The sequence below is a fragment of the Cupriavidus sp. SK-4 genome, assembly GCF_000611125.1.
Taxonomy (GTDB): Bacteria; Pseudomonadota; Gammaproteobacteria; order Burkholderiales; family Burkholderiaceae; genus Cupriavidus; species Cupriavidus necator.
The window spans coordinates 96,446-121,902 of record NZ_JFJW01000061.1 but is presented as its reverse complement, the minus strand read 5'-3'; the positions used below and the strand labels follow the sequence as shown (position 1 = coordinate 121,902).

Here is a 25,457-nt window from a genome sequence, read left to right as displayed (position 1 = left end):
TGGCGCGCCCGGCTGGTGCGCTGGCTGGCCCCGCAAGCCGCCGCGGGCTGCGCCAGCGGCTGCGACGACGGTGGCTGCAATACCTGCGGATCCAACACCGCCAGCACCACCTCCGACGCGCAGGACAAGCCTGCCGAACAGGTGATTCGCTTCGTGCGCAAGCGCTGAGCGGCGCGCTTTCCTCTTCTACAGATCCACGCAGAAACGGGTACGCCCGCTGCTTCCGCCCGGCGCGGAGGCAGCGCTTTGCGCTCGCCTGCAAGCTGTCCAGCGGCGATAAAACGCGCCTGGAAGGGCTAGCACTATTGCACGCAGAAACGGGTACGCTTTGCGCACTGGCTTGCTTGGTGCGCCTATAGGGGACGTCCCGCAAAGGCAGGCTCAGCCTTGTCCCGACGCCTTTGCCGGCCTGCCCCGGCAGCGCCTGAAACGCTTGGCGCCGGTCACGCAGAAACGGGTACGCTTTGACAGCGTCCCTCGGGCATGGCAAACGCCACCAGCTCCGGACAACCGCTTGTTTGCTCCCAAAGCGAAACGCCCTCCGGATGGAGGGCGTTTCGCCAGGCGCGGGAACCTGCTGCTTACTTGACCGTACCGTAGAAGACCAGCTTCAGTGCCGTATTGTCGGCGACGGCGTTACAGGACACGGTAATAGTGAAGTCACCCTGCGCTGTGCCCGTGACGTACTTCTGATGATCCGCGACGCCAGGCGACAACTCCACCGGGCCGGTGCGGGTCCACGCCCAGTTGATGCACGCGGTGTACTGTGCATCGTCGCCAAGGTGCTTCATGCGCGCGGTCACCGGGATACTCATCGGCGGCATCAGCAGCAGCGTCATCGGATCCTGGTTGTCGCCGACCAGCGCCCAGACCGGGTTCTCGGTCACCGTCAGCGTGGCGCTGCGGCGCTCGCCAAGCTTGGTGCTGACTGCGGTCACCGTCAGGCTGCTCTGGACCGGACCCTTGTCGTTGGCCAGGCTGGTGCTGACCGTGGCGTCATGCGTACCCGCCGCTTCCGATGCGGACAGCGTGGCCGAGGTCGCCGTGTAGGTCCAGGCGCCGTCGAACTCCGCGGTCACGTCCTGGCCATCGTGGCGCAGCACACGCGAGGTAAAGGTTTCCGGACGGTTGCTGAAGACCTGCAGCGCATTCACCTCGCGGCCGCCCTTGGTCGTCACCACGCGATAGGCGGCGGCGCCGTTCTTCTGCACCGTCACCGCGATCAACCCGGCAATGGCATGCCCGTCCGGCGCGGTCACCGATACCGAGACACTGGCCGTGGCCGCGGCGGTGGGTGAGCTGTTGCTCGCCTTCAGCGTGGCGCTGTTCTGGCTGGCCGTGACCTGGACCGCGGAGCCGCTGCTGGACCATGCCCAGCTGTTGACGCTGGCGGACACATCGGCGCCGTTGCTGTCGACCAGCGATACCTTGACCGGCAGCTCCTGCCCGTCGCTCATCGACAGGCTGCTGTTCGGGATCGACAGGCTGTAGCTCAGCGCCGAGGCCGGCACCACGGTGATGGTGGCGGATTGCGCGGGCAGCTGCACCGTGGTGTTGTCGGCGCCCTTGACGCTCGCCACCACCTGGACGGTGGTCGTTCCGGTTGCAATGCCCTTGACCACGGCGCTGCCCGGCGTGGCGGCACTCGGCTCCACGGTGGCAATGCCGCTGTCAGTACTGGTCCAGTTGAAGGTGGTGTTGCCGGACACGTCGATGCCGTTGCTGTCTACCGCCAGCGCGCTGATGGTGATCGTGCGGCCGACGCCGACCTCGCCGGAGGTCAAGCTCATCTTCACCGTATAGGTCAGCGGTGTGGAGCCGCCCGCGTTTGGCGTGGTGGGCGTGCTCGAACCGCCGCCGCCACCGCCGCACGCTGCCAACAGCAAGGTCATGGCAGAGCCTGCCAGCCAGGATGCCCACGTTCTCAGTCTCATGATGTTCCCCCCAGTCATGTGTTTTTTTCCCGCGCTACCAGCCTAGGCACAAAGGTGCCAGCGCAATACCGGCCAGAGGACTGAGGTGCGGCGCACAGAACATGCGCGTGGTTCATCCTTTCAATGCAGCGGCACCGCCATTCGGGCGAGGCAAACATGACCGGCAGGGTCCCGGCCGCAAGCCGGCCCCAGCCGTTTGGCGCAACCCGCGCATGGCAGTCCCCCGATCGGGCCACGCCCGCACCCGGCGCTCTCCCGCGCTTGACCGGGGCCGGCCTTGTCGACTAACCTTTGCGGGTCATCCGGCTCCTGCCGGATGCGCATCAACCACGAGCGGCCCCCGGCCCTCCTCCTCCAGGCACGATGAACCGTTACACCAGCACACTCAGCCAGGCTGCCGATGCGTCCCGCATCGCTGCCCGCGCGCGCGTGCTGGCTGCCCTGGCATCGGGCCGCGCCCTGCGCGCTTCCTCGCTACTGCTAAGCCTATCGATCGGTTGCCGGGCCTAGTGCCCCGTGGCAGTTCGGCAGCCTTTCGCCACCCTTTTTCCTTTTTTTTTAACTTCCTTAGCGAGGAAGGAGACCCCGTATGCTCGGCAATCCCGCCACCAAGTACCAGCCCGCCGCCACCGTCGACATCCCTGACCGCACCTGGCCCGGCCGCACCATCACGCGCGCACCGCGCTGGATGAGCACTGACCTGCGCGACGGCAACCAGGCCCTGATCGAGCCGATGAACCCGGCACGCAAGCTGCGCTTCTTCGAGCAGCTGGTGAAGATCGGCCTGAAGGAAATCGAAGTGGCGTTCCCCGCGGCCTCGCAGACCGATTTCGACTTCGTGCGCATGCTGATCGAAGAGCAGCGCATCCCCGAAGACGTCAACATCGTGGTACTGACGCAATCGCGCGAAGACCTGATCCGCCGCACCGTCGAGTCCGTGCGCGGCGCAGCGCGGGCCACGGTGCACCTGTACAACCCGATCGCGCCGGCCTGGCGGCGCATTGTCTTCAATGCCTCGCGTGAAGAGATCAAGGAGGTCGCGGTCTCGGGCACGCGCCTGATCAAGTCGCTGACCGATGCCATGCCTGAGACGGCATGGACCTATGAGTATTCGCCCGAGACTTTCAGCCTGGCCGAGCTCGACTTCTCGCTGGAAGTCAGCGACGCCGTCTCTGCCGCCTGGCAGGCCGGCCCGGACCGGCCGATGATCCTGAACCTGCCGACCACGGTTGAATGCAGCACGCCCAACGCGTTCGCCGACCAGATCGAATGGATGCACCGCCGCCTGGCACGGCGCGAACACATCGCGCTGTCAGTGCACCCGCACAACGACCGCGGCACGGCGGTGGCCGCCGCGGAACTGGCGCTGATGGCGGGCGCGGACCGCGTCGAAGGCTGCCTGCTCGGCAACGGCGAGCGCACCGGCAATGTCGACCTGGTGACGCTGGCGCTCAACCTCTATACGCAGGGCGTGGCGCCCGGACTGGACTTCTCCGATATCGACGCGGTGCGCCAGTGCGTGGAGCACTGCAACCAGCTGCCGGTGCATCCGCGCCACCCGTATGTGGGCGACCTGGTGTTCACCGCGTTCTCGGGCTCGCACCAGGATGCGATCCGCAAGGGCTTTGCGCAGCAGCAGCCGGACGGCATCTGGGAAGTGCCTTACCTGCCGATCGACCCGGCCGACCTGGGCCGCAGCTATGACGCGGTGATCCGCGTCAATAGCCAGTCCGGCAAGGGCGGCATGGCCTACCTGCTGGAGCAGGTGCATGGCATCTACATGCCGCGCCGCCTGCAGATCGAATTCAGCCGCGCGGTGCAGGCCATGACCGACGACACCGGGCTCGAGGCGAGTGCCGATGATCTTTATGGGCTGTTCCGGCGCGAGTACCTGACGCAGGAAACGCCGCTGCGCTATGTATCGCACCAGCTGGTGTCTGACAGCGGCGGTGCCACGGAGATCGAAGTGCGGATGGTTCGCGACGGCAAGCCATGCAGCGTGCGCGGCACCGGCAACGGGCCCATCGACGCCTTCGTCAATGCGCTGGACCTGCCGGTACGCGTGATGGACTACCACGAGCATGCGATGACCGCCGGCGCGGATGCGCGCGCGGCCTGCTACGTGGAAGTGCGCGTGGGCGATTCGCCGACAGGGTTCGGCGCCGGCATCGACGCCAACCTGGTCACGGCCTCGCTGCGCGCGGTGATCTCGGGCGTGAACCGGCACCTGCAGGCCGGCTCTGGCGCAGCGCGGGCCCCGCAGTCCGCCGAGGCCGCCGAGGCCTGACACCGCAAGCCGCCGCAAGAAAACCGGTGTGCCCCGCCCCCACGGGGCACACCCGGAAAGACGCCCTTGCGGACGCCCACGACATGCTCGGTGCCGATCCGCACACGCTGCATGCGTGCTCGGATCTTTCGCACAGCGTAAGGGGCAGCATCGCGCCGCGCCACGAATAATTCCGCATGTGTTTAGAAGCGTCGGCGCAGCAGGCACCGCGGCGCCTGCCTCGCTGTAGCGCCTGCGCGACGCAGCCAGGCCCGTTCCCTTCTACTTGTTTTGGGTCAAAGCCCAGCCCGGCCTGCTCGGCCAAACTGGGCCCGGATTTGATACCAGACCAAGCAGAACCTCATGAAAACACTCTCTCTCCGCACCCGGGTCACCTGTTCCGCCATCGCCGCCTGCGCCATGCTGGGCGCCTTCACCACCCCTGCCGCCGCCGCGGACGATGCACAGGGCAACTGGATGGTGCGCCTGCGCGGCACCTATCTCGACATGGCCAACAGCTCCGACCCCGTCGGCGGCGTCGGCCCGTCGGACCGCATCACGGTCAACAACAAGTGGATTCCCGAGTTCGACGTCACCTACTTCTTCACGCCGAACATCGCCGCCGAACTGGTGCTGACCGTGCCGCAGAAGCAGGACGTCTACCTGGACGGCAACAAGGTCGGCACCTTCAAGCATCTGCCGCCGACGCTGCTGGTGCAGTACCACTTCATCCCCAACGGCACCTTCCGCCCGTATATCGGCGCCGGCCTGAACTTCACCCGCATCTGGGGCGCGGACATCGCCAACAACTCGCTGCAGCTCGATAGCTGGAGCGTCGGTCCCGCGCTGCAGATCGGCATGGACTACAAGCTGACCAAGAACTGGTTCCTGAACGCCGACATCAAGAAGATCTGGCTGTCGAGCGACGTGAAGGCCGGCGATGTCAAGGTGTCCAAGGTGAACCTGGATCCGTGGCTGTTCAGCATGGGTGTGGGGTATCGCTTCTGATCCTGCAGTGCCATGCAAAAGGCCGGCGCCAATCAGGTGCCGGCCTTTTGCTTTTCCGGATGAGCGAGGGTGCGGACCTACCGGAACGCCGGCTCATCAAAGCTGCGCAGCTTGCGCGAATGCAGCTGCTCGACTCCGTTCTCACGCAGGATGCGGATCGCCTCCAGCCCGATGGTCATATGCTGGCTGACACGCTGGCGATAGAAGGCGTTGGCCATGCCGCGCAGCTTGAGCTCGCCATGCAGCGGCTTGTCCGACACGCACAGCAACGTGCCATACGGCACGCGCAGCCGGAAGCCGTTGGCCGCCACCGCCGCGCTTTCCATATCGATGGCAATCGCGCGCGACTGGTTGAAGCGCGCATACAGCGACTTGGACTTCAGCTCCCAGTTGCGGTCATCGGTCGAGACTACCGTGCCGGTGCGCATGCGGGTCTTCATCTCGTTGCCGGACAGCCCGGTCACGCGCGCCACGGCCTCCTGCAGCGCCACCTGGATCTCGGCGATCGGCGGCACCGGCACCCACGGCGGCAGGTCGTGGTCGAGCACGTGGTCGTCGCGCACATAGGCGTGCGCCAGCACGTAGTCGCCCAGCTGCTGCGAGCGGCGCAGGCCGCCGCAGTGGCCCACCATCAGCCAGCAATGCGGGCGCAGCACGGCCAGGTGGTCGGTCATGGTCTTGGCGTTGGACGGCCCCACGCCGATATTGACCAGCGTCACCCCCAGCTTGTCTTCGCGCACCAGGTGATAGGCCGGCATCTGCGGCAGCGCGCGCGGGCGCGAGGCGTCGTCGGGTTCCGCGCCGCCCAGTTCCTGCATCACGTCGCCGGGCTCGACAAAGCGGGTGTAGCCGCCGCCATCGCTGCTGGCCATCAGGCCCCGTCCCAGCTCGACAAATTCGTCGACATAGCGCTGGTAGTTGGTGAACAGCACGAAGCGCTGGAAATGCTGCGGTGCCGTGCCGGTGTAGTGGTACAGCCGCTGCAGGGCCAGGTCCACGCGCTCGGCCGGGAACAGCGACAGCGGCCAGGCCTCGCCCGGGATCGGCTCATAGGTGCCGTTGGCGATGCCGTCGTCGATGCGGCTCAGCTCGGGCAGCACGAACGATGCCTCCAGCTCGCGCGCCTGGGTGTAGCTGATGTCGGTGGTCGAAGCCTCGATCACGAACGGCAGCGGGATCGGGCGCCGGCTCAGCCCCACCACCACTGGCACGCGGTGATAGCGCATCAGCCGCTCGATCTGGTCGCGGTAGTAGTCCGCCAGCAGGTCGGGGCGGGTCACGGTGGTGCCATATACGCCCGGGTAGGCCACCGTGCCCCAGGACGGCCGGCTGTCGGTGACCATGGTCTCGATGTTGACCGAGATGCCCAGGTACGGATAGCACGCATGCGCGGCCGAGGGCAGCGGCTTGCCGCTGGCGAAGGCGTCGAAGCGCGCGCGCACGGCGCCGACCGAAGCTTCGTAGATGTCGCGGATGCGCGCGATCGCCGCATCCGCGTCGGTGAATTCGGCAAGCTGGTCGGCCGGATGTGCGGAGGAAAAGACGGGGGCGTTCATGGAGGCCATGATACCGCGCCGGCGCGCCGGCGTGAGCAGCACCCGACCCCGCCGGAAGCCAAATTGACGCGCCCGCGCCCGCTCGCTACACTCCGCCAATTGCGCGGCACGGGTTCCCGTGCCGTTCTCGACTCGCGGCGCCCCTGGTGGCAAGGGGTGGCGAGGGGCCGTACACGCTTTACTGGGAGAGCCGCCGATGGAAATCCGTAACCTGTTGCCCGACGACATCGAGGCAGCCAGACAACTACTGATCGCCAACGGCTGGGCCCACCGGGTGGGCGGCCCGGAGAAATTCGCACGGCTGGTGGCCAACTCCCAACGGGTGGTCGTGGCGGTGGAGCACGGCGAGATCGTCGGCTTTGCCCGCGCGCTGTGCGACGACGTCTGCGACGGCTTCCTGTCGATGGTTGCGGTCGCGCCCAGCCACCGCCGGCGCGGCATCGGCCGCGCCCTGGTGCGGCACATCGTGGGCAACGACCCCGACATCACCTGGATGCTGCGCGCGGCGCGTTCCTCCGAAGCCGCATTCTTCGGCCAGCTCGGCTTTACGCCGTCGATGGTGGCAATGGAGCGGCGCCGGCCCTGATCCGCCAGCGCCCCGGGTGCAGCGTCAGCGTGCGCCCATCTTGCGCCGGAACTCCTCGGCCGTACCCACCTGCCGGAACAGCGGCCCGCCCGGTGCGAAGCGATCCGCGCTCGCCAGCGGCCCCACCACCACCGGTTCGAATCCCGCATCGCGCACCAGCTGCGCGGCCACGTCGAGCGCGGCCTTGTCGTCGCCGGCGACGGGCACCGCCACCAGGCCGCCCGCCCGGTGATGCTCGCTGGCAAACTGTGCCGCCCCCATGAAGTTGAAGGCCCGCACCACGCGCGCGCCGCGCAGGTAGCGCGCGGTGGTGATCCCGATGCCGTCACGCCTGGCCTCTTCGGTGATCGGGCCATCGCGGTGCTCATAGGCGTTGGTGGCATCGAGCACGATCTTGCCCCGCCAGGCATCGGCATGCTCGCGGCTGAGCTGCGGCAGCGCGCCATAGGGGGTGGCCAGGAACAGCACGTCAGAGAACGCAATCGCCTCGGCCACGGTGCCGGCGCGCGCCAGCGTACCCAATTCTTCCACCAGCGGCTTGAGTGCCTCCGGGTGCCGCGACGAGAACAGGACCGGGTGTCCGGCCTTGACCCACAGCCCGCCCACGGTGCCACCGATACGGCCCGAGCCGATCACGCCGATGCGCTGCGCGGCGGCCTCGCGGCTGGCCGCCGGACCAGGCTGGGCGCGCGCGGCGCGCGGCAGGGGCACGGCCAGCACCAGGGCCGCGGCGCCGGCGCCAAGCCAGCGGCGGCGGGCAGGATCGAAGCGGGATGCCTTGGCGTTCATCGCAAATCCTCCGCAGTGGACACGGCCATCCGGCCCGTACGTCATACGGGCCGCTGGGATGACTCTAGGCGAAAAGCGACGGCCGTGCGTGGGCGGCTAGCGGTCGTTGCGGATCGGCCCGAATTCGGCCGGCACCCACGCATACCCGGCCGCATCGCGGCGCACATGGCCAAGGCCCGGAAAGGGCATATGCGCGCCCCCCACCCACAGCCGGCCCTTGGCGGCATCGGCCAGGATGCGCTGGCGCGTGATCACGGCCTGTTTGCTGTCCACGTCGAACTCGATCGCCACCTGCGGGCGGCGGAACTGCACCGCATGGCTGTGCACGATGTCGCCCCACAGCAGCAGGCTGTCCTTGCCCGAGGTGAACAGGTAGCCACTGTGGCCCGGAGTATGGCCATTGGCCGGCACCGCGCGCACACCGGGAACGGGCTCGACACCGGCGCCGCCATTGAAGGGGCGGAAGCGCTGCGCCGCCTGGTACGGCGCGACCGCGGCGCGCGCCATGGCGAACAGGCCCTGCGCCTCCTTCGGCGCGGCGGCGGCATTCGCATCGCTGAGCCAGTAGTCGGCATCGGCCTTGTCGACATAGACGGTTGCGTTCGGGAACGCCGCCTTGCCGTTGGTGGCCAGGCCGCAGGCGTGGTCGCCGTGCAGGTGGGTCAGCAGCACGGTGTCGATCTGTTCCGGCGCGTAGCCCGCCGCGCGCAGGTTTTCGCCGATGCGCCCGAGGGTGGGTCCGAAGCAGGCAGCCGCGCCCGTATCGACCAGCACCAGGTGGCTGCCGGTATGGATCAGGTAGGCGTTGACCGCGGTCTGCATGCCCGGCGTCGATTCGACGAACATCCGCGCCAGCAGGCTCTGCACCTCGCGCGCGCTGGTGTACTTGAGGATCTTCGGGTCCAGGTCGATGTAGCCGTCATAGAGCGCCGTGACCTCGAGCTGGCCGACCATCATGCGGTAGTAGCCCGGCACCTGGGTCTTCTGCTGCGCCGGCGGCGTGGTGCTCTGCGCAGTGGCGATGGCGGGAAGCACGGCGGCCGCCATGGCGACGGCGATGGCGGCACGCAATACGGCCTGGCGCAACACCGGGCGACGGCCCGGACGTAAGGTTGCATGGCACACCACGGACTGCTGCTTCATATCCTGTTCCTGTTCTGGTTGGTGTTGTCGAGGAATAGGCCGGAGCGGCAAGGCGCGCGGCCAGGACCTAATCTTAGCTGGCCCTTGTCCATCAAGGCCGGAAGCACCAAAGCGTACCTACTTCTGCGTAAAAAACGGGGCCGTTTGGCCCCGTTTTTCATGCATGGGAGCTTGCGCTGCCCTGCGTTCACTCCGGCTGGATATTCGCCGCCTTGATGATGCGCCCCCACTTGCCGGACTCTTGCAACTGGAACTTCGCCAGCTCCGCGGGCGTGCTGGTGAACACCTCGGTGCCGGTCGACTTGTAGAAGCCGGCCGCGGTATCGCCGCGCGCGGCCTTGACCATCATCGCATTGAGCTTCGCCACCACCGACTGCGGCGTGCCGGCGGGCGCATAGGCCGCGAACCAGTAGCTCATCTCGTAGCCCTTGACGCCGGCCTCGTCGATGGTGGGCACGTCCGGCGCCAGCGGCGAGCGCGCCTTGCCCGACACACCCAGCGCGCGCAGCTTGCCGCTCTTGACCTGCGGCAGGCCGGTGGCCGTGTCGGTGATCATCATCTGGATCTGGTTGCCGAGCAGGTCGGTGATGGCCAGCGGGTTGCTCTTGTACGGCACGTGCAGCAACTCCACATGCGCCATCTGCTGGAACAGCTCGCCGGCAATGCGCGACGACGAGCTGCCGCTGCCGAAACTGAGCTTGCCCGGCTGCTGCTTTGCCAGCGCGATGAACTCGCCCACGGTCTTGGCCGGCACCTGCGGGTTGACCACCATGATCTGGCCGCCGCGGCCCAATGCGGTGATCGGCGCGTAGTCCTTGACCGGATCGTAGGGCAGCTTCTTGAACAGGTGCTCGTTGGCCGCATGCGTGGTGTTGGTGCTGATCAGCACGGTGTAGCCGTCCGGCGCGGCCTTGGCCACGTCCGAAGCGGCGATGAAGCCATTGGCGCCCGGCTTGTTGTCAACCACCACGGTGACCTTGCTGTCCACGGTAATGGCCTGGCCGATGGCGCGCGCCAGCTGATCGGTGGCGCTGCCGGCGGCGAACGGCACCACGAAGCGGATCGGCTTGTCCGGGAACTCGGCCCAGGCCTGCCCCGCGGGCAGGATCAGCGCAAGCGCGGCAACGGCCAGTGGCTTGAGAAATGGGTACATCGTGGTCTCCTGGTGAAATCGTTGTTGGTGTGAAGCGATGGATCAGTGGCTATCCGCGGTGCCGGACGCGAGCCGAGGCGGCACCGGGATCTCAAGCTGCAGCAGGCGGAACGACAGCGCCTTGCCGTGCGTGTCGAGGTTGAGCGCGTCGTTGACGCCGCCATCAAGCACGCCGTCGAGGACGAAGTTCATCGCCTGCAGTGACGGCACCAGGTAGCGCGTGACGGCCGTGGGCCGGCGCTCGCGGAACAGCGCGCGCACGGCGTCCTCGGTCACGTGCGCGACCAGGTGGTCGTAGTCGCGCGCGTCGTAGGCGATCACGCTGATGTTGGAACGGTTGCCCTTGTCGCCGGTGCGGCCGTGGGCGAACTGGTAGAGCGCGGCAGTGTCAGTCATGGTCGGACCTCCTCAGGCGATGAAAGCATGCGTGGCCGCCACGGCCTCGCGCGGCACCAGGCACGACACCGCATTCAGGCGCGCGCGCTGCGCGGTGCGAACGCCGCCGCCGCCGGCCGGGCCGCAGGTATAGAGCGCATTGACCTCGCGCTGCAGGGCCTGCGCCACCGCCAGGTCGTCATGCGCCAGCGCGGCGCGCAGGCGCACGTCCTGCGCCGCTTGCTCATGCGGCTGGCGCTGGGCGAACATGGTGCCGCCATCGTCGGCCAGCACGCTGAGCACGCCGATCAGGTCGAAGCGGATGGGCGCGTCATGGCCCAGCAGCTGCATGCGCCGGCGCAGGATGTCGGCGGCCAGCCGCGCGCGGGCGGCGGCATTGGGGCCGGCGTAAGAAATCTCGCCCTCGGCCAGCCAGCCGCCGTGGCTGAACACATTGGCCTTGAGCTGCGCCGGTCGGGGATGGCCGCGCACGTTGCGCACCGCCACGCGGTCGGGGGCCAGTTGCGTGACCGTGACCGTACCAATATCTGCGACCACGTCGGGCGTCAGGTACGCGGCCGGATCGTGGACCTCGTACAGCAGCTGCTCCTTGACCGTGCGCAGGTCGACGCAGCCGCCGGTGCTGGCGGCCTTGAAGATCTCGATGCCGCCGTCCTCGGCCAGCTGCGCGATCGGGAAGCCCACCGCATGCACATCGGGTACGTCCTTCATGCCGGGATCGGCAAAGTAGCCGCCGCTGACCTGCGCCCCGCATTCGAGCAGGTGGCCGGCCATGGTCGCGGCGGCCAGCCGGTCCCAGTCGTCCCACGACCAGCCGAAGTGCGCCATCGCCGGCCCCACGGCCAGCGCCGGATCGGCCACCCGCCCGCACACCACCACCTGGGCGCCGGCAGTGATCGCCTCGGCGATGCCCTGTGCTCCGATATAGGCGTTGGCGCAGACGAAGCGATCGGCGTCAAACGCATCGCCAAGAATGCCCTGCAAGCGCGCGCGCCCCGCATCGTCGGACAGGTCATCGCCCTCCACGACTGCAACGCGCGGCGCGGGCAGGCCCAGGTCCTGCGCCAGCTGCAGCACGCGCCGCGCCGCGGCGCGCGGATTGGCGGCGCCGAAATTGCCGACGATGGGAATGCGGTGTTGCAGGCACAGGCCCAGCACCGGCACCAGCAGCGCATCGAGTAGAGGCTCGTAGCCCTGCGCGGGATCGTTGCGCCGCGCCAGCTGCGCCAGCGCCAGCGTGCGCTCGGCCAGGGTCTCGAAGATCAGCGCGGCCGGCTGGCCGGAGGCAATCAGCGTGCGCACCACCGGCAGCGCGGCATCGGTGCGGTCGCCGGAGAAGCCGGCGCCGGAGCCGATCAGCAAGGGAGCAGTCATGGTCGGGGGCAGGTTGTTGGTGGGGTCGATCCCATTCTAGGGCGGGTACGTCCAGCCAAAAAACGGATTATTTGGATTAATCTATCGACTTGCTGGATAAATCCGCCAGGCCCTCATGAACCTCTCGGTCAAGCACCTGCGCGCCTTCGTGGCGCTGGCCACCTACCGCAATTTCACGCGCGCGGCACGCGCCTGCCACCTGTCGCAATCGGCCTTCAGCGCGCTGGTGCAGACGCTGGAGGAACAGGCCGGCAGCAGGCTATTCGAACGCACCACGCGGCACGTGGAGCTGAGCAGCGACGGCGTGCGCTTCGAGCAGACCGCGCGCCGGCTGCTGGCCGACTTCGAAACCGCGTTCGAGGACCTGCGCGCGCATGCCGAACGGCGCAAGGGGCGCGTGTCGATCGCGGCGCTGCCGTCGCTGGCCGCCGGCGACTTGCCGCCGCTGCTGGCGCAGTTCCGCGCGCTGTATCCGGGCATCGCGCTGGAGCTGTTCGACCAGCTCGCCGACGGCTGCATCGAACTGGTCCGCCAGGGCCGCGCCGACTTTGCGCTGGCCCCGGCGCCGGCCCAGGACGATGACCTGCACGTGGAGCCGCTGGTGCGCGACACCTTCCACCTGGTGTGCCCGGCGGACCATGCGCTGGCGCGCAAGCGCCGCATCACGCCGCAGATGCTGGCGGGCCTGCCGTTTATCCAGCTGTCGCGCACGACCAGCGTGCGCCAGCACCTGGACGCCGCGCTGCATCCGTTGCGCCTGACCAGCGTGATGGAGGTGGAGCACCTGGCGACGGTGGCGGCGCTGGTGCAGGCGGGGCTGGGCGTGAGCGCGGTGCCGTCGCTGGCGCTGTTTCAGTTCCGGCGCGAGGGGCTGGCGATCCGGCCGCTGCAGTTGCCGTCGCTGGTGCGCGATATCTGCCTGGTGCGGCTCAAGGACCGTGGCGACTCGGCCGCGGCAGCCGCGATGATCGACTGCCTGCAGGCGTTCTACCGCGGCGGCAAACCGCCCGCGCGGCGCTGAAAACCCGGCAAAAGCGGCACGCAGAATTGGGTACGCTTTGCTGCCGATGGCGCCTCAGAAGTGCCCGAGATAGCCGCCGTCCACGGCCAGCACCTGCCCGGTAACATAGGATGCGGCCGGCGACGCCAGGAACACCACCGCCCCCGCCACTTCCTCTGGCTGGCCCCAGCGGCCCAGCGAGGTGCGCTGGCGCAGCCACTCGGCCACGCTCTCGTCCTCGACCATGACCTGGTTGGGTTCGGTGGCGAAGTAGCCCGGCGCGATCGCGTTGACGGTGACGCCGTGCCGCCCCAGGTCGGCCGCCATGGCGCGCGTGAGCGCATCCAGGCCGCCCTTGGTGGCGGGGTAGAGCACGTCGCCGGCGCGCGCGACCTGGCCCGCGATCGAGCTCACATTGACGATGCGCCCGTAGTCGCCGCGGCGCATGCGCTGCGCGGCGAGCCGGCACAGCGCGTAGGGCGCCACCAGGTTGGTCTCGAGCATGGCGCGCAGGTCGCCGGCATCGAGCTGCGCCATGGTGCTGCGGTTGCGCGCGCCGGCGTTGTTGACGAGGATGTCGAGCCGGCCATGGGCGGCGTCGATGCGGTCGAACGCGGCCGCCACGGCGGCTTCATCGGTGATATCGAGCACCAGCGCCTCGGCGCTGCCGCCGCGCGCGGCCAGCGCGGCGACGGCCTCTTGCACGCGCTGCGCATTGCGCGCCACCACCAGCACATGGGCGCCGGCATCGGCCAGCCCGGCGGCAATCGCCAGGCCCAGGCCCTGCGCGCCGCCGGTCACCAGCGCCACGCGGCCGTGCAGCGAAAACGGGGTACGGGAGTCGAGGGAGGGGGTAGGAGTAGCCATGCGGGGGACTATACCGCAGCCCCCCTGCCCGCGGGTTTCAGCGGATCAGCTTGCCGGTGGACGAGACGATCGACATTTCCACGAACGACGAGCCGGTATGGCGCTCGGCGCTGTAGCTGATCAGGATGCCGCCAAGGTCGTAGTCGCGCATGCCTTCCAGCGCCGTGACCAGGCGCTCGCGCGTCAGGTCGGGGCCGGCGCGGCGCAGCCCTTCGACCAGCACCTTGGCCGACATGAAGCCCTCCATGCCGGCGTTGGACGGCTCCACGCCCTGCTGCTTGGCCAGGCTGCGGTATTCGCTGGCCAGCGTCATCTGGCTGGAGTTGGTGCCCGGCACCACCTGCGTGATGATCAGCCCGCGGGCATCGTTGCCCAGTTCACGGATAAAGGAATCGGCCGCGTTGTTGGACAGCGTGACGAACTGTGCCTCGCTGCCGGCGCCGCGCAGTTCGCGGATGATGCGCGCCGCCTCGGAGCCCGAGCCGATCACCAGTACCGCCTGCGGATTGGCCTTGTTCATGGCGGCCACGCTCTGGGTGATATCGCCCATGGGCCGGGCAAAGCTTGCCGTCGCCGCCGGCTGCACGCCGCGCGCCTGCAGCGCGGCGTTGTAGCCTTCCAGCACGTCCCGGCCAAAGCCGTCGTTGGCGTAGAAGATGCCGATGCGGCTCATGCCCGATGTGGCCAGGTGGTTGATCGCACGCGCCACCTCGTCCTGGTACTTGGCGCGCACGTTGAACACGTAGCGGTTGACCGGCCGGTGCAGCGTGATGGCGCCGGTCAGCGGCGCCACCAAGGGTACCTTCTGCGCGGCGATGATGGGCAGGATGCTTTCGTTCTGGGGCGTGCCGCGCACCATGAAGAGCGCGAACACCTTGTCCTCGTCGATCAGCTTGCGCACATTGTCGGGGGTGCGCTTGGCATCGAAGCCGTCGTCGTGGGTCACCAGCTCGATGCGCCGCCCGGCCACGCCGCCGTTGGCGTTGATGGTGCGCAGGTACACCTGCGCGCCGGCGATCTGCTCCTTGACCGAACCGGCCACCGGACCGGTGACGCCGGCCGACTGGCCGATGCGGATGGTGTTGCGGGTCACGCCCGGTTCCGCCAGGGCGGTCTGTGCGGCCCATCCCAGCGTGGCGGCCAGCATGCCGCACGCGATCCATTTCGCTTTCATTGTCTCGACCCCTTGCGCCTGTCCGGCTGACTTCATCGTTTTATTGCGGCACGGCATGCACGGCCGTGCGCCGTCACGCAAGTTACCGCATGCGTCTCATGGGGGCAAACCGGGAAAGTTCGGGGTGTTGCAGCAGCATCACACCGGAACCGCGCAGGCAGTTCCGGTGTGAGCCGGGGCGCGCTAAAGGATGCGCGTCTGGGCGCGCCGCAAGGGCGCGCGGAAAGAGATGCGACAGCGCTGAACAGCAACCAGCGGCGCTAAGCCGACGGCTCAGGGGAAAGCCGGTACAGCCGGGTCCAACCCCGCAAAGCTGGCTTCCGGATGCGCGTTCGCGAGCAGGGTTTCGATTTCCTCGACACGGCTGCGCGGAACGTCGACCATCAGCAGGATCTTGCCGGCCTCAATGTCTTTCTCGAATGCACGCAGCCGGCTGTTGGGTGCCGAGCTGCCGATCATGCTCGAGGCCCATGCGCCAAACACCGCGCCCAGCACCGCCAGCACGCCGACGAGGCCCCACTGCGGGGTATCGCTGACGATCGGGAACATCGCCACCACCACGCCGGCCACCACGCCCACGCCGCCGCCCACCATCAGGCCCATCTCGGCGGCATGCACGATGTCGGAGGTCTGGAACAGGTTGGCTTCATGCAGGCCGGTCATGTCGGAGCCGTCGCGCGCCACGAAGTGGATGTGGCGGTTCTCGAGGCGGGCAAGCAGCAGGTCGTCCATGGTGCGGCGGGCACTCGCCAGGTCGGGCAACAACCAGAAGATGCGTTTGCGCATGTCTCTCTCCTTTTTCAGGCCGCACCACCGGTGAGTTTGAACCTGGTCAGAAAGTACCGCTGGCGGCGCGGGGTTATTTCTTTGTACGCCGTTCAAGGGGCCAGCGCAAGGCGCGTTTCCGTGCCTGCGCACCCTGGCCGCGAATGTGATGCGCACGCATGCTCCGCGCATGCGGGGCACGCGTCACGTCAGACGGAAGTGCGCAGAAAAGCGTGTCAGAAAGTGATCGGCAGGCGCAAATTCACCTGCAGGTCGGGGGTGTCGCGCGTCAGCCCCGCACCCACTGAAAGGTTCACCGTGTAGCGGTTGTTGAAGCGGTACGAATAGCCCACCAGCAAGGTGCCCTGGGTCACGCGCACCGAGCCCGGCACGGTCTGGCCGTTCTGCTTGGTCGGCCAGATGATGGCCTGGTCATAGCCGATGCTGAACGACGCCTTCTCATTGAGCGACAGGCCCATGCCGAAGCTGAACTCGAAGATGTCGCCCGGGGCGATCTTGCCGAGGTTCTCCTTCTCGCCGTTCAGCACGGTGCGGCTCACGTTGTCGCGCGCAAAGTTGTGCAGGTAGCTGAAGGTGCCGAAGAACACTGCCGGGTCGGTCGGCAGCAACCAGGTGACGCCGGGCTGGAGCGCCTGGAAGCCGGTGCCGGTGGGCAGCCCGAGCGGCAGGCCGGTGCCGGTGGCATTGCCCACGCAGCGCGTCACGCAATCGGTCACGACTTCGAACGGGTCCTTGCCGGTATTGGACTTGTAGCGCAGCCAGCCGACGAAGTACGGCATCTTCTCGTTGCCGTAGTTGAGCTGGTAGCGCACCGTCGCCTCGACGTCGCCGATGCCGCTGCCGCTCGCATTGAACACTCTGTCGACGGCCGTGCCGGTGAAGACCTCGCGGCTGACGGTCTGGCCCGATGAGTGCACGTAAGGCACCTTGGCTTCGATTTCCAGCCGCTTGGTCAGGCCGTAGCGAAACGCTACCGACGGGATATAGGTCGAGGTCTTGACCTCGCGCACATCGACCAGGCCGATCAGGATGGCCGGGATGACTGTGTAGCCGACCAGCGCGACGCGGTTATTGGACGAATAGCCGTACTGGAAGCCGGGCTCGATCACCAGCTTGCCCTGGGCGGTCAGCACGCCGGGCTGGTCGATGATCGGCGCGATCTCGGGCGGACGGCGGTCTTCCTCCGGCGGGCGGCCCACGGGTTCTTCCAGGGCCACGGTCTGCCGGTCGGCGGACTCGCCCGCCTGCGGACCCTGGGCCATGTCCTGCGGTGGCTGGAGAATGATCTGCTGCGGGTTGTTGACCGCGTTGGGCGCTGGCTGGGTGGCGCTGGCAGCGGCCGCCGCGGTGGCGGCGTTGGTGGCGTTGTCGGACGGCGACACGCCGGGCCCCGCGCGCTGGCCGCCGCGCTTGTTGGCCAGCACCTCGGTGCCGATCACGTTGCGCAGTTCGCGGATCACCGCCTCCTGTTCGGCCAGAGCCCGCTTCATGGCGTCGAGCTGGCTGGCCTGTTCGGCAAGCTCCTTCTGCAGTGCTTCCAGTCCGGCTGCGGGTGGTCCCGCATCCGGCGGCGTCTGGGCCTGCGCCAGGCCGCCGAGCAACAGTAACGTCGAGCATCCCGCATTGCGAATGCCCTGCATCGACCGCTTCTTCATGACGTCTTCCTCCCCCGGGACGGCAGACTGTTCTTGCAGGAGCCTGCGACCTGTACTGCCCGATGCCTCGCTACGACTACCTCATGCTTGCGGCCCGCATCAGCGCGTTGTTCAGCGTGGTGTTGGCCAACTGCGACCGGAATGCCTGCAGCGTATTTACGCTTGCGTCGATTGTCATCAGGCTCCGGATGCTCTGGTTGTTCAAGGTGTTCTGGATCACGGTCGTTGGCGTCCCCGCCAGCGATCCCACCGCGGCCGCATTGCCCGGGCCGTTCTGGATCACGTTCAGCAGCCCGTTGGTCACGACCTGGCCGGTGGCCGAATTCGCCACCGTCACGGGCAAGCCGGCTGCACCGCTGGCGCCCGAACTGGCCCCGGACGCGCCGGTACTGCTGGCCGATGCGCCATTCGCCGCCGAGGTGGCGCTGGCGCCATCCGCGCCTGCCGTCACCGGATTGGCCGCCAGCGCGTTGGCGACCGCCGCATTGGTGCTGGCAACGATGGCCGGGCCCAGCGTCGAGGCAAGCCGCGCAGCCTGGTCGGCGGTGATACGGCTGACATCGGGGATGTTAATGCTGGTGGCAACCACCAGGGCCCCGTTGATGTACACCGCGCGTTCGATACCGAACGAAACCTGCAGGCCCGGCACTTCGAAGCCGCCCCGCATGTCGTCGAGTTTTTCGTGTGCTACCGGTTTCCAGCCGGCCATGCTGCCGCGTGCGGCAGCCAGAGGGTTTTGGTCCTGCCCGTCGCTCGAGGGCATGGCCCCCTGCGATGGAAGCGCCGACGCGTCGACCGCGTCGGGCTGTGGCAGCATGGTGGCCTGCGCCGTGCCGGCACAGGCCAAACCGGCACCGAGCAGCATCGCCGCGGCCGCATGACCGGCGCTGCGAGGGGCTGCTGGGGTCGGGAAGGAAGTCTGCAACATGATGCGTTCCTCAAAAATCGCCCGCGCCATGCTTGGGCATGACGGTGAAGAACAGGCTATCCCGGTTGACTCCCATCCAGTAAGGACCGCTCGGCGCAACGCGCCAGTCGGCTGCAAGGTTGAACCGCGCCCGTTCGGTGCGGTTATGGATCACGAACAGCAGCTGGCTGTCCCAGATCTGCTCGAAATGCTCGCGTGACATGGCACGCGTGCCGCGTGCGGGATCGCCGATCAGCACGCGGTCGCCCTTCACGCCCTTGACCACCACGAAATGGTGGTAGCCGTTCTCCACGATCAGCACGATGGCCGGCACCTGCGTCTCTTCCAGCTTGGACAGCGGCAGCTCGTAGCCGTCGGCCTCATAGCCGAGCGCACCCAGGAAGCGCTTCATGTCGAGCAGCGAGAACCCCTCGGCGCGGATCTTCTGCTGGTCGCCGTTGAGGTACATGTTCTGGAAGACCGTGGCCTCGTTCACCGGATGGCCGTACTGGTAGGTCAGCAGCGTGGCCACCGCGGCCGAGCCGCAACTGAAGTCGAACTGCTGCCGGATCGTGGACTTGTAGCGCGCCTCGCGCACGCTCGTGACCCGGACGTTGTAGGGCTCGCCGACCGGCCCGTACATCAGGGCGTCGGCAGCCTGGGCACACGGGACGCCCCCCGCGGCCAGCGCGAACGATACAGACGCCAACAGGTTTCGCAGCGGCTTCATTGCTTGAACTGGACGTTGACGATAGTGGCGTTCTGGATCAGTACGTTGGAGCCCGAGTTCTGGATCGCGGTAGGAATCCCTGCCGCATTCGAGAAGGCCCCGTCCGTGATGTTGTTCGTGCCGGACAGAATATTGACCGCGGCGTTGTCGGCCACGGTACCGTGCAGGCGCATGTCGTTGACCGTGACTTCGGCGCCGCCACGGATGTCATCCAGTTTAGACACGGGTACAGCTTTCGCCACCCCTCCGAACAAGGAAGTTGCGGCCGCCGGCTGCGCGGTGGTTGCAGCCGTGTCCGGGGCCGTGCCAGAAGCAGCGCGCGCCGCTGCCATGGTGGCGTCCAGCCCTGGCGGCTCAGCGTGCGCCTGCAGCACTGGCCAGGCGAGTAAGACCGTCGCGAATGCCCCGACGGCGAAGCGGACCGATTGCATGGTGTCGTCTCCTCTTGCCTGCGGGCCGCCCCCATCCGGGCGGCTGCACGGCAATCAGGCTTGCTTGGGCATGACAGGACCCGCGCGCCCGCACACAGGATGCGGGCGCCGGTCCTGCCGGCATGAGTGCGAGCTGCCGGTCCGGCCCGGGCACAAGTCCCGGGGCCGGACCGTGGCTGCGCGCCTTACCGGCTGCCGCCGACCTGCAGGTTGGCCTGAACGTTCACGCTTTGCTGCACGAGCGAGGCAGCGCCGCTGTTTTGGTTGGCCATCATGATGCCCGCCGCCGTCTGACCAACGCTGGTCATGGTGTTGGACATATTGAAGGTGCCCGCGTCGACATAGTTGTAGCCGCCAGCACCACCCGCGCCGCCGACTGCGCCGTTGCCGGTGCCGCCAGTGCCGCCATTGCCGGTGCCGCCTGCGCCGCCCGCGCCGCCGCCTGCGCCCACAGCACCGTTGCCAGCCGTGGAGCTGCCATTGGATGCCGAGCTCGATGCGCTGCCGTTGGTGGCCGAACCGCCCGCGCCACCCGCGCCGCCAACGCTGGCTTGCGAGCCGCCCGCGCCGCCAGTGCCGCTTGCCGCGCCAGCTGTTGCCGTCGAGGTCGCCGCGCCGCCCGCGCCACCGGCACCGCCAGTGCCGCTGCCGGCACCGCCGGCTGCGCCTGCGCTCGCCGTTCCGGCTCCGCCCGCACCGCCACTCGCGGTACCTGCGCCGCCCGAACCGGTGCCTGCGCCAGCCGTGTTGGTACCGGCCGCTGCGCCGCCTGCGCCGCCCGCGCCGCCAGTGGTAGTGTCGCCACCCGCACCGTTGGCATTGCCGCTGCTGCCACCCGAGCCGCCGGCCGAACCTGCCAAGCCGCCCAGGGCGCCGCTGGCACCCAGGCNNCCGCTGGCACCCAGGCCACCACCGCCGATCGCGCCGGCACTGCCGCCGCGGCCGCCGGCGCCGAGCGATGCGCTCAGAGCGCCGCCGCCCTTGCCATAGGCATCGCCGCCGCTGCCGCCCTTGCTGCCCGCTGCGGAGAGCGCGCTGCCGCCACGCGCCTTGGCATTACCGCCATCGCCGGCCCAGCCAATCGCCTTGCCGCCGGCGCCGCCATCACCAGCCGTGGCGCTGCCGTTGGTGGCATTGCCATTGGTGGCGCTACCGTTGACAGCGCTGCCACCGGAGCCGCCGGCACCGCCGGCGCCGCCGTTGCCGCCATTGCCGCCTTGCCCGCCTTCGCCGGTACCGCCGTAGCCGTAGCCGCCCCGACCGCCGGCTGCACCATTGGCGTTACCCGAGTTGGTGGCATAGTTGCCGATCGGGCCGATCGTGTTGCCGGAAACCGTGCCGCTCAGCTTGCTGATGGCCAGCGCCTTGCTGGTGTTGAAGGCGTTGCTGACACTGGAGGTTGCGCTGCCACCGTTGGCGCCTGCGTTGCCTACGCCATGGTCAAAGTTGATCTTGCTCTTGTTGTTCGAGTCGGTCGTGGTCTTGGTCTTGCTGATGCCGACCGTGGTGGTCTTGGTGTTGGTGCTGCTGTCATTGGCCTGCACTGCGGTCGAATATTCGTTCGCCGCCGCGCCGCTGCCACTCTGCGTCGAGGTCGCCGTGGCGGATTGCGTGTTGTCGCCGCCACCTCTTACCACGTCGTTGTTATTGGTCGGATTTGCCCAGGCCTGTCCCGCAAATGCCATGGCGATAGCCGACGCCAGTAAGGTCTTTTTCATACGAAGCTCCCAGGAGAATTGCACAGTGTCACAGCGGCTCAGCCTCCGGCCGGCGCTCTTGCGAGGAACGACGGCTGGAGGTTCAGGTCCGGCACCCAGCCAAACCAGACTCCCCCTGCGCATAATCGGTGCCAGCTGTGCCACCTGCGGCGCCAACTCCTTGTATTACAAGGCCTGCCCGGCACTCTGGCGGGAACTTTGCGCGGCTTTGCGCGACCACTGCCGTCCGCGCCGCTGTGCACGGCAGACGACATGTCACACCGCTGTGACACGGCCACTCCCAGCCCACCTGGGGGGGCTCCGGAGTGGTCGGAAAACGCCTTATTTTTCAGTGCCTTATGCAGGCAGTCAGGATTTGCCCGAGGCGCGACCGTACGTATCGGGACTGAAACACGACACCGAGGGTGCAGTCACCGCCGCCCATGCGAGACTTCCCAGATTGCAGCAGCGCCGCCCCGATGTCATGTTCTCGCCGCCCGGCACAAACCCGCTCCACCGCACCGGCGTTGTTCGCCCATGCAACGCATACAGCGGCGCCGGACCGACTTCACCCGCATGGCGCAATCCGCCAAGGGCCTTGGCGGAAACGGGATGCGTCGCTGCAACACTGCGCCAGCGGCGTTGTCCCGCAAGCGCCACTGCGGCTATCCATGCTAGGCTCTATGTCTGATTTAAAGTACATTAGAGGCATTACAGACTTGTCATCTCTCCACAAGGGAAACCATGAGTGAAGCCGTCGTTCCCCTGTATCACCAGATTTACGTGGTATTGCGCCAGCAGATCGTGGAAGGCCGCTTCGGCCAGGGCCCCTTGCCGGGCGAGATCGACCTGGCCAAGCAGTTCCACGCCTCGCGCGTGACCATGCGGCGCGTGTTCGACCGCCTGGTGCAAGAGGGCCTGGTGCGCCGCCATCGCGGGCTTGGCACCTTCGTCAATCCGCATCCGGTGCGCCCGGCGGCGGCGGCCGGCGAGGAACGCGGCACCAGCCTGCTCGACAACATCATCGACATGGGCCAGAAGACGTCGGTGAAGGTGATCTCGATCGACGAAGTCCATGCCACGCCCGATGTGGCCGAATCGCTGCAGATCGAGCCGGGCGATCCGGTGGTGAAGATCGTGCGCGTGCGCCACTACCGCAACCGGCCGCTGTCGCATATCACTGTCTACCTGCCCGCGGACCTGGGCCGGCCGATCACGCGCCAGTCCCTGGAAGAGCGGCCGGTGCTGCGCCTGCTGGAGGCCGGCGGCGTGAAGCTGGGCCGTGCCAGCCAGGTGCTGTCCGCGCGCCTGGCCGACGTGGTGGTGGCGCCGCTGCTGGACGTGCCGGTAGGCGGCGCGCTGCTGGCGGTGCGCCGCGTGGTCAAGGACGCGGCCGGGCGCCCGGTGCAGCTGCTGCTCGGCCAGTACCGCCCGGACCGCTATGAATACCGCATGGAGTTGTCGCCGGCCGGCGTGGACAGCGCCAACGTCTGGGTGGAAAGCGAAACCCGCCCGGGCCTGCGCGACTGACCCCGCGGACCGCTGCCAACTTCCCGCAGGCGGCGCTGCCAGGGATGCGCCACGTAACGTTCCGGGCGATACTGCGCATCCCTGATCACATCGAGCGAGGAGCCGTCGCCATGCCAGTGTTCCGCCTGGTCCCGTCCAACCCGACCCGTTTGCCGTCGATCCCCCGCCGCGCCGCGGTGCAGCGCCTGGCCATGGCCGGCCTGGCCGCGTGCGCGCTGGCCCTGCCGCTGTCCGCCGCGGCCCAGGGACAACCCCAGGTGGCCGGCGGCAAGCCGATCCGGATCCTGGTGGGCGCGCCCGCCGGCGGCACCACCGACACGCTGGCGCGCACCATCGCCCAGGAAATGTCCCAGGAGCTCGGCCAGCCGGTGGTGGTCGAGAACCGCCCCGGCGCAGGCGGCAATATCGCCGCCGACCTGGTCGCCAAGAGCGCGCCGGACGGCAGCACGCTGCTGATGAGCTTCACCAGCCACACCATCAACGCCACCCTGTACAAGAAGCTGCCGTTCGACCCGGTGCAGGACTTCACCCCGATCACGCTGGTGGCCACCGTGCCGAGCGTGCTGGTGGCCACGCCAAAGCTGTCGGCCAGCAATGTGCCCGAGCTGATCCGCCTGGCGCGTTCCGAACCGGGCAAGCTGAACTTTGCCATCGGCTCGGTGGGCTCGTCGCTGCACATGGCCGGCGACATGTTCAAGATGATGACCGGCACCTACATCGTCAACATTCCGTACAAGGGCACCTCGCCCGCGCTCACCGACGTGCTGGCGGGCCAGTGCGACCTGATGTTTGCCAGCACCATCAACGTGCTGCCGCATGTGCGCGCGGGCAAGCTCAAGGTGCTGGGCGTGACCAGCCCCGCGCCGCTCCCGCAGTTCCCGGGCGCGGCGCCGATCGGCGCCACCGTGAAGGGCTTCGAGTCGAGCGCATGGTTCGGCCTGTTCGGTCCGGCCGGCATGCCGCACGAAGTCACGCAGGCGCTGTATCACGCCGCGCGCAAGGGGCTGGAAACGCCCGCGGTGCGCAAGCGCCTGGAGAACGACGGCGCGCAGCCGATGGGCACGCCGCCCGACGCCTTCGCCGCGTTTGTGAAGCAGGACGTCAGGCGCTGGGCCGCCGTGGTCAAGTATTCGGGAGCCTCGCCGGAATGAGCCACACCCCCGCCACGCTGGCGCAGAAGCTGGTGGCGCGCGCCGCCGGGCTGGCGCATGCGGAGATCGGCACGATCGTGATCTGCCGGGTCGACCTGGCGATGTCGCACGACTCCAGCGGCCCGCGCCGCGTGGCCCCGCTATTGGAAGAGCTTGGCACCGGGGTCTGGGACCCGTCGCGCTACGTGGTGGTGACCGACCATTTCGTGCCGGGCGGCGATGCCCAGGCCGAGTCGATCCTGCGCTTCACGCGCGACTGGACGCGCCAGTCCGGCGCCCACTTCATCGACGCCGAAGGCATCTGCCATGTGGTGCTGCCCGAGCGCGGCCATGTGCTGCCGGGCCGCCTGATTGTCGGCGGCGACAGCCACAGCCCCACCGGCGGCGCCTTCGGCGCCTATATGTTCGGCGTGGGCGCGACCGAGATGGCGGGCGTGCTGGCCACCGGCGAGATCTGGCTGCGCGTGCCCCATACCATCCGGCTGCAATGGGACGGCCAGCTTGCAGCGGGCGTCTGCGCCAAGGACATGATGCTGTTCCTGTGCGCCACGCTCGGCATGGGGGGTGGCCGCTATGAGGCGCTGGAGTACACCGGCAGCGCCGTCGCCGCGCTGTCGATGCAGGAGCGCATGACGCTGGCCAACATGAGCGCCGAGCTGGGCGCGCAGACCGGCCTGGTGGCGCCCGACGCGGTCACGCTCGGCTGGCTGGCCGAGGCCGGCGTGCCGGCGCAGACGCTGGCCGCGATCGACCTGGCCCACTGGCGCACCGACCCCGATGCGCCGGTGCTGGCCACCCACCGCTTCGACGCCGCGGCACTGGTGCCGCAGGTGGCGGCGCCGCACTCTCCGGCCAACAGCGCGCCGGTAGGCCAGGCCGCCGGCGAGCCCGTGCAGATCGCCTACCTGGGTGCCTGCACCGGCGCCAAGCTGGAAGACCTGCGCATGGCCGCGCGCGTGCTGCGCGGGCGCCACGTGGCAGCGGGCGTGACCCTGCAGGTGGCGCCGGCCTCGCGCCGCGACCAGCTGCTGGCCGAGCAGGAGGGCACGCTTGGCATCCTGACCGACGCCGGCGCCACGTTGCTGCCCAATGCCTGCGGCGCCTGCGCCGGCTATGGCGCGGCGCGCTTCCCGGCGGGCAGCCGCGCGATTGCGTCGACGGCGCGCAACTTCTCCGGGCGCATGGGCGACGCCGGCAGCGCGGTGTGGCTGGGCTCGCCGATGACCGTGGCCGCCAGCGCCGTCACCGGCCGCATTACCGATCCGCGCACGCTGCTCGATTAACGCAGCGGACCTGACTTCGTGCCCGCCTGGCGGGACAAACT

General features: G+C 68.4%; 22 protein-coding genes and 2 pseudogenes. 8 read left to right on the top strand and 16 right to left on the bottom strand.

Going from position 1 to position 25,457, the window contains the following annotated elements:
- Window positions 1-168 (top strand): DUF6587 family protein (locus CF68_RS39165; RefSeq protein WP_035819291.1); only part of this gene is annotated, 168 nt, incomplete at its 5' end.
- A 413-nt stretch (window positions 169-581) separates the two neighbouring features.
- Here the strand turns inward: CF68_RS39165 and CF68_RS12880 are convergent.
- Entirely contained in the window at window positions 582-1,892 is a 1,311-nt protein-coding gene (locus tag CF68_RS12880; RefSeq protein WP_035819288.1) for a hypothetical protein, read from the bottom strand.
- 631 nt (window positions 1,893-2,523) lie between these two features.
- On the opposite strand from CF68_RS12880, the gene leuA reads away from it, so the two are divergent.
- Window positions 2,524-4,221 (top strand): 2-isopropylmalate synthase, encoded by a 1,698-nt coding sequence (leuA, locus tag CF68_RS12875; protein WP_035819285.1) that lies wholly within the window; start codon window positions 2,524-2,526, stop codon window positions 4,219-4,221.
- A gap of 342 nt (window positions 4,222-4,563) precedes the next feature.
- On the top strand, window positions 4,564-5,208 hold the full coding sequence (locus tag CF68_RS12870) for an OmpW family protein (RefSeq protein WP_035819283.1): 645 nt from the start codon (window positions 4,564-4,566) through the stop codon (window positions 5,206-5,208).
- A gap of 77 nt (window positions 5,209-5,285) precedes the next feature.
- Here the strand turns inward: CF68_RS12870 and CF68_RS12865 are convergent, their stop codons facing one another.
- Window positions 5,286-6,773 (bottom strand): AMP nucleosidase, encoded by a 1,488-nt coding sequence (locus CF68_RS12865; protein WP_011616336.1) that lies wholly within the window; start codon window positions 6,771-6,773, stop codon window positions 5,286-5,288.
- A gap of 187 nt (window positions 6,774-6,960) precedes the next feature.
- Between CF68_RS12865 and CF68_RS12860 the strand changes: the two genes are divergently transcribed.
- Window positions 6,961-7,350, top strand: a complete 390-nt coding sequence (locus CF68_RS12860) for a GNAT family N-acetyltransferase (RefSeq protein WP_010814084.1) — start codon at window positions 6,961-6,963, stop codon at window positions 7,348-7,350.
- A 24-nt stretch (window positions 7,351-7,374) separates the two neighbouring features.
- On the opposite strand, the gene CF68_RS12855 is transcribed toward CF68_RS12860, so the two are convergent.
- The 5 genes from CF68_RS12855 to CF68_RS12835 all read right to left on the bottom strand — a co-directional run bounded on the left by CF68_RS12855 (window position 7,375) and on the right by CF68_RS12835 (window position 12,205).
- A complete protein-coding gene (locus tag CF68_RS12855; RefSeq protein ID WP_035819281.1) occupies window positions 7,375-8,139 on the bottom strand; it encodes an NADPH-dependent F420 reductase in 765 nt (254 codons plus the stop codon).
- 96 nt (window positions 8,140-8,235) lie between these two features.
- Complete coding sequence (locus CF68_RS12850) at window positions 8,236-9,282, bottom strand: MBL fold metallo-hydrolase (protein WP_051591517.1); 1,047 nt, start codon at window positions 9,280-9,282, stop codon at window positions 8,236-8,238.
- A gap of 187 nt (window positions 9,283-9,469) precedes the next feature.
- Window positions 9,470-10,435 carry a tripartite tricarboxylate transporter substrate binding protein gene (locus CF68_RS12845; protein WP_035819278.1) on the bottom strand — a complete coding sequence of 322 codons (966 nt, stop codon included), beginning with the start codon at window positions 10,433-10,435 and terminating at the stop codon, window positions 9,470-9,472.
- Window positions 10,436-10,477: 42 nt separating this feature from the next.
- On the bottom strand, window positions 10,478-10,831 hold the full coding sequence (locus CF68_RS12840; protein WP_035819275.1) for a hypothetical protein: 354 nt from the start codon (window positions 10,829-10,831) through the stop codon (window positions 10,478-10,480).
- A gap of 12 nt (window positions 10,832-10,843) precedes the next feature.
- Window positions 10,844-12,205: an acyclic terpene utilization AtuA family protein gene (locus CF68_RS12835; RefSeq protein ID WP_035819272.1), complete on the bottom strand. Its 1,362-nt coding sequence runs from the start codon at window positions 12,203-12,205 to the stop codon at window positions 10,844-10,846.
- Between the two features lie 115 nt (window positions 12,206-12,320).
- Between CF68_RS12835 and CF68_RS12830 the strand changes: the two genes are divergently transcribed.
- Entirely contained in the window at window positions 12,321-13,226 is a 906-nt protein-coding gene (locus CF68_RS12830) for a LysR family transcriptional regulator (protein WP_035819269.1), read from the top strand.
- 54 nt (window positions 13,227-13,280) lie between these two features.
- Here the strand turns inward: CF68_RS12830 and CF68_RS12825 are convergent, their stop codons facing one another.
- From CF68_RS12825 to CF68_RS38285, 9 genes and pseudogenes are all read right to left on the bottom strand, one after another.
- Complete coding sequence (locus CF68_RS12825; RefSeq protein ID WP_035819266.1) at window positions 13,281-14,072, bottom strand: SDR family oxidoreductase; 792 nt, start codon at window positions 14,070-14,072, stop codon at window positions 13,281-13,283.
- Window positions 14,073-14,109: 37 nt separating this feature from the next.
- Window positions 14,110-15,246: an ABC transporter substrate-binding protein gene (locus tag CF68_RS12820; protein WP_035819263.1), complete on the bottom strand. Its 1,137-nt coding sequence runs from the start codon at window positions 15,244-15,246 to the stop codon at window positions 14,110-14,112.
- Window positions 15,247-15,519: 273 nt separating this feature from the next.
- Window positions 15,520-16,032 carry a hypothetical protein gene (locus tag CF68_RS12815; RefSeq protein WP_010810451.1) on the bottom strand — a complete coding sequence of 171 codons (513 nt, stop codon included), beginning with the start codon at window positions 16,030-16,032 and terminating at the stop codon, window positions 15,520-15,522.
- 215 nt (window positions 16,033-16,247) lie between these two features.
- A complete protein-coding gene (locus tag CF68_RS12810; protein WP_035819261.1) occupies window positions 16,248-17,687 on the bottom strand; it encodes an acetate kinase in 1,440 nt (479 codons plus the stop codon).
- A 76-nt stretch (window positions 17,688-17,763) separates the two neighbouring features.
- Entirely contained in the window at window positions 17,764-18,615 is an 852-nt protein-coding gene (locus CF68_RS12805; RefSeq protein ID WP_035819258.1) for a hypothetical protein, read from the bottom strand.
- Between the two features lie 10 nt (window positions 18,616-18,625).
- Window positions 18,626-19,324 carry a C39 family peptidase gene (locus CF68_RS12800; protein WP_035819255.1) on the bottom strand — a complete coding sequence of 233 codons (699 nt, stop codon included), beginning with the start codon at window positions 19,322-19,324 and terminating at the stop codon, window positions 18,626-18,628.
- Window positions 19,321-19,755, bottom strand: coding sequence for a hypothetical protein (locus tag CF68_RS12795; RefSeq protein ID WP_035819253.1), 435 nt, complete (start codon window positions 19,753-19,755; stop codon window positions 19,321-19,323). The genes CF68_RS12800 and CF68_RS12795 overlap by 4 nt, the downstream gene beginning before the upstream one ends.
- 185 nt (window positions 19,756-19,940) lie before the next feature.
- Window positions 19,941-20,644: pseudogene (locus CF68_RS38290) on the bottom strand (hypothetical protein); the annotation flags it as partial.
- A gap of 2 nt (window positions 20,645-20,646) precedes the next feature.
- A pseudogene (locus CF68_RS38285) lies at window positions 20,647-21,473 on the bottom strand (hypothetical protein); the annotation flags it as partial.
- A 723-nt stretch (window positions 21,474-22,196) separates the two neighbouring features.
- Here CF68_RS38285 and CF68_RS12785 point away from each other — a divergent pair.
- The 3 genes from CF68_RS12785 (at window position 22,197) to CF68_RS12775 (ending at window position 25,416) form a co-directional block, all read left to right on the top strand.
- A complete protein-coding gene (locus tag CF68_RS12785; protein ID WP_035819248.1) occupies window positions 22,197-22,982 on the top strand; it encodes a GntR family transcriptional regulator in 786 nt (261 codons plus the stop codon).
- 110 nt (window positions 22,983-23,092) lie between these two features.
- Window positions 23,093-24,133 (top strand): tripartite tricarboxylate transporter substrate binding protein, encoded by a 1,041-nt coding sequence (locus CF68_RS12780; protein ID WP_035819245.1) that lies wholly within the window; start codon window positions 23,093-23,095, stop codon window positions 24,131-24,133.
- Complete coding sequence (locus tag CF68_RS12775) at window positions 24,130-25,416, top strand: 3-isopropylmalate dehydratase large subunit (RefSeq protein ID WP_035819242.1); 1,287 nt, start codon at window positions 24,130-24,132, stop codon at window positions 25,414-25,416. The genes CF68_RS12780 and CF68_RS12775 overlap by 4 nt, the downstream gene beginning before the upstream one ends.
- Window positions 25,417-25,457 lie beyond the last annotated feature (41 nt).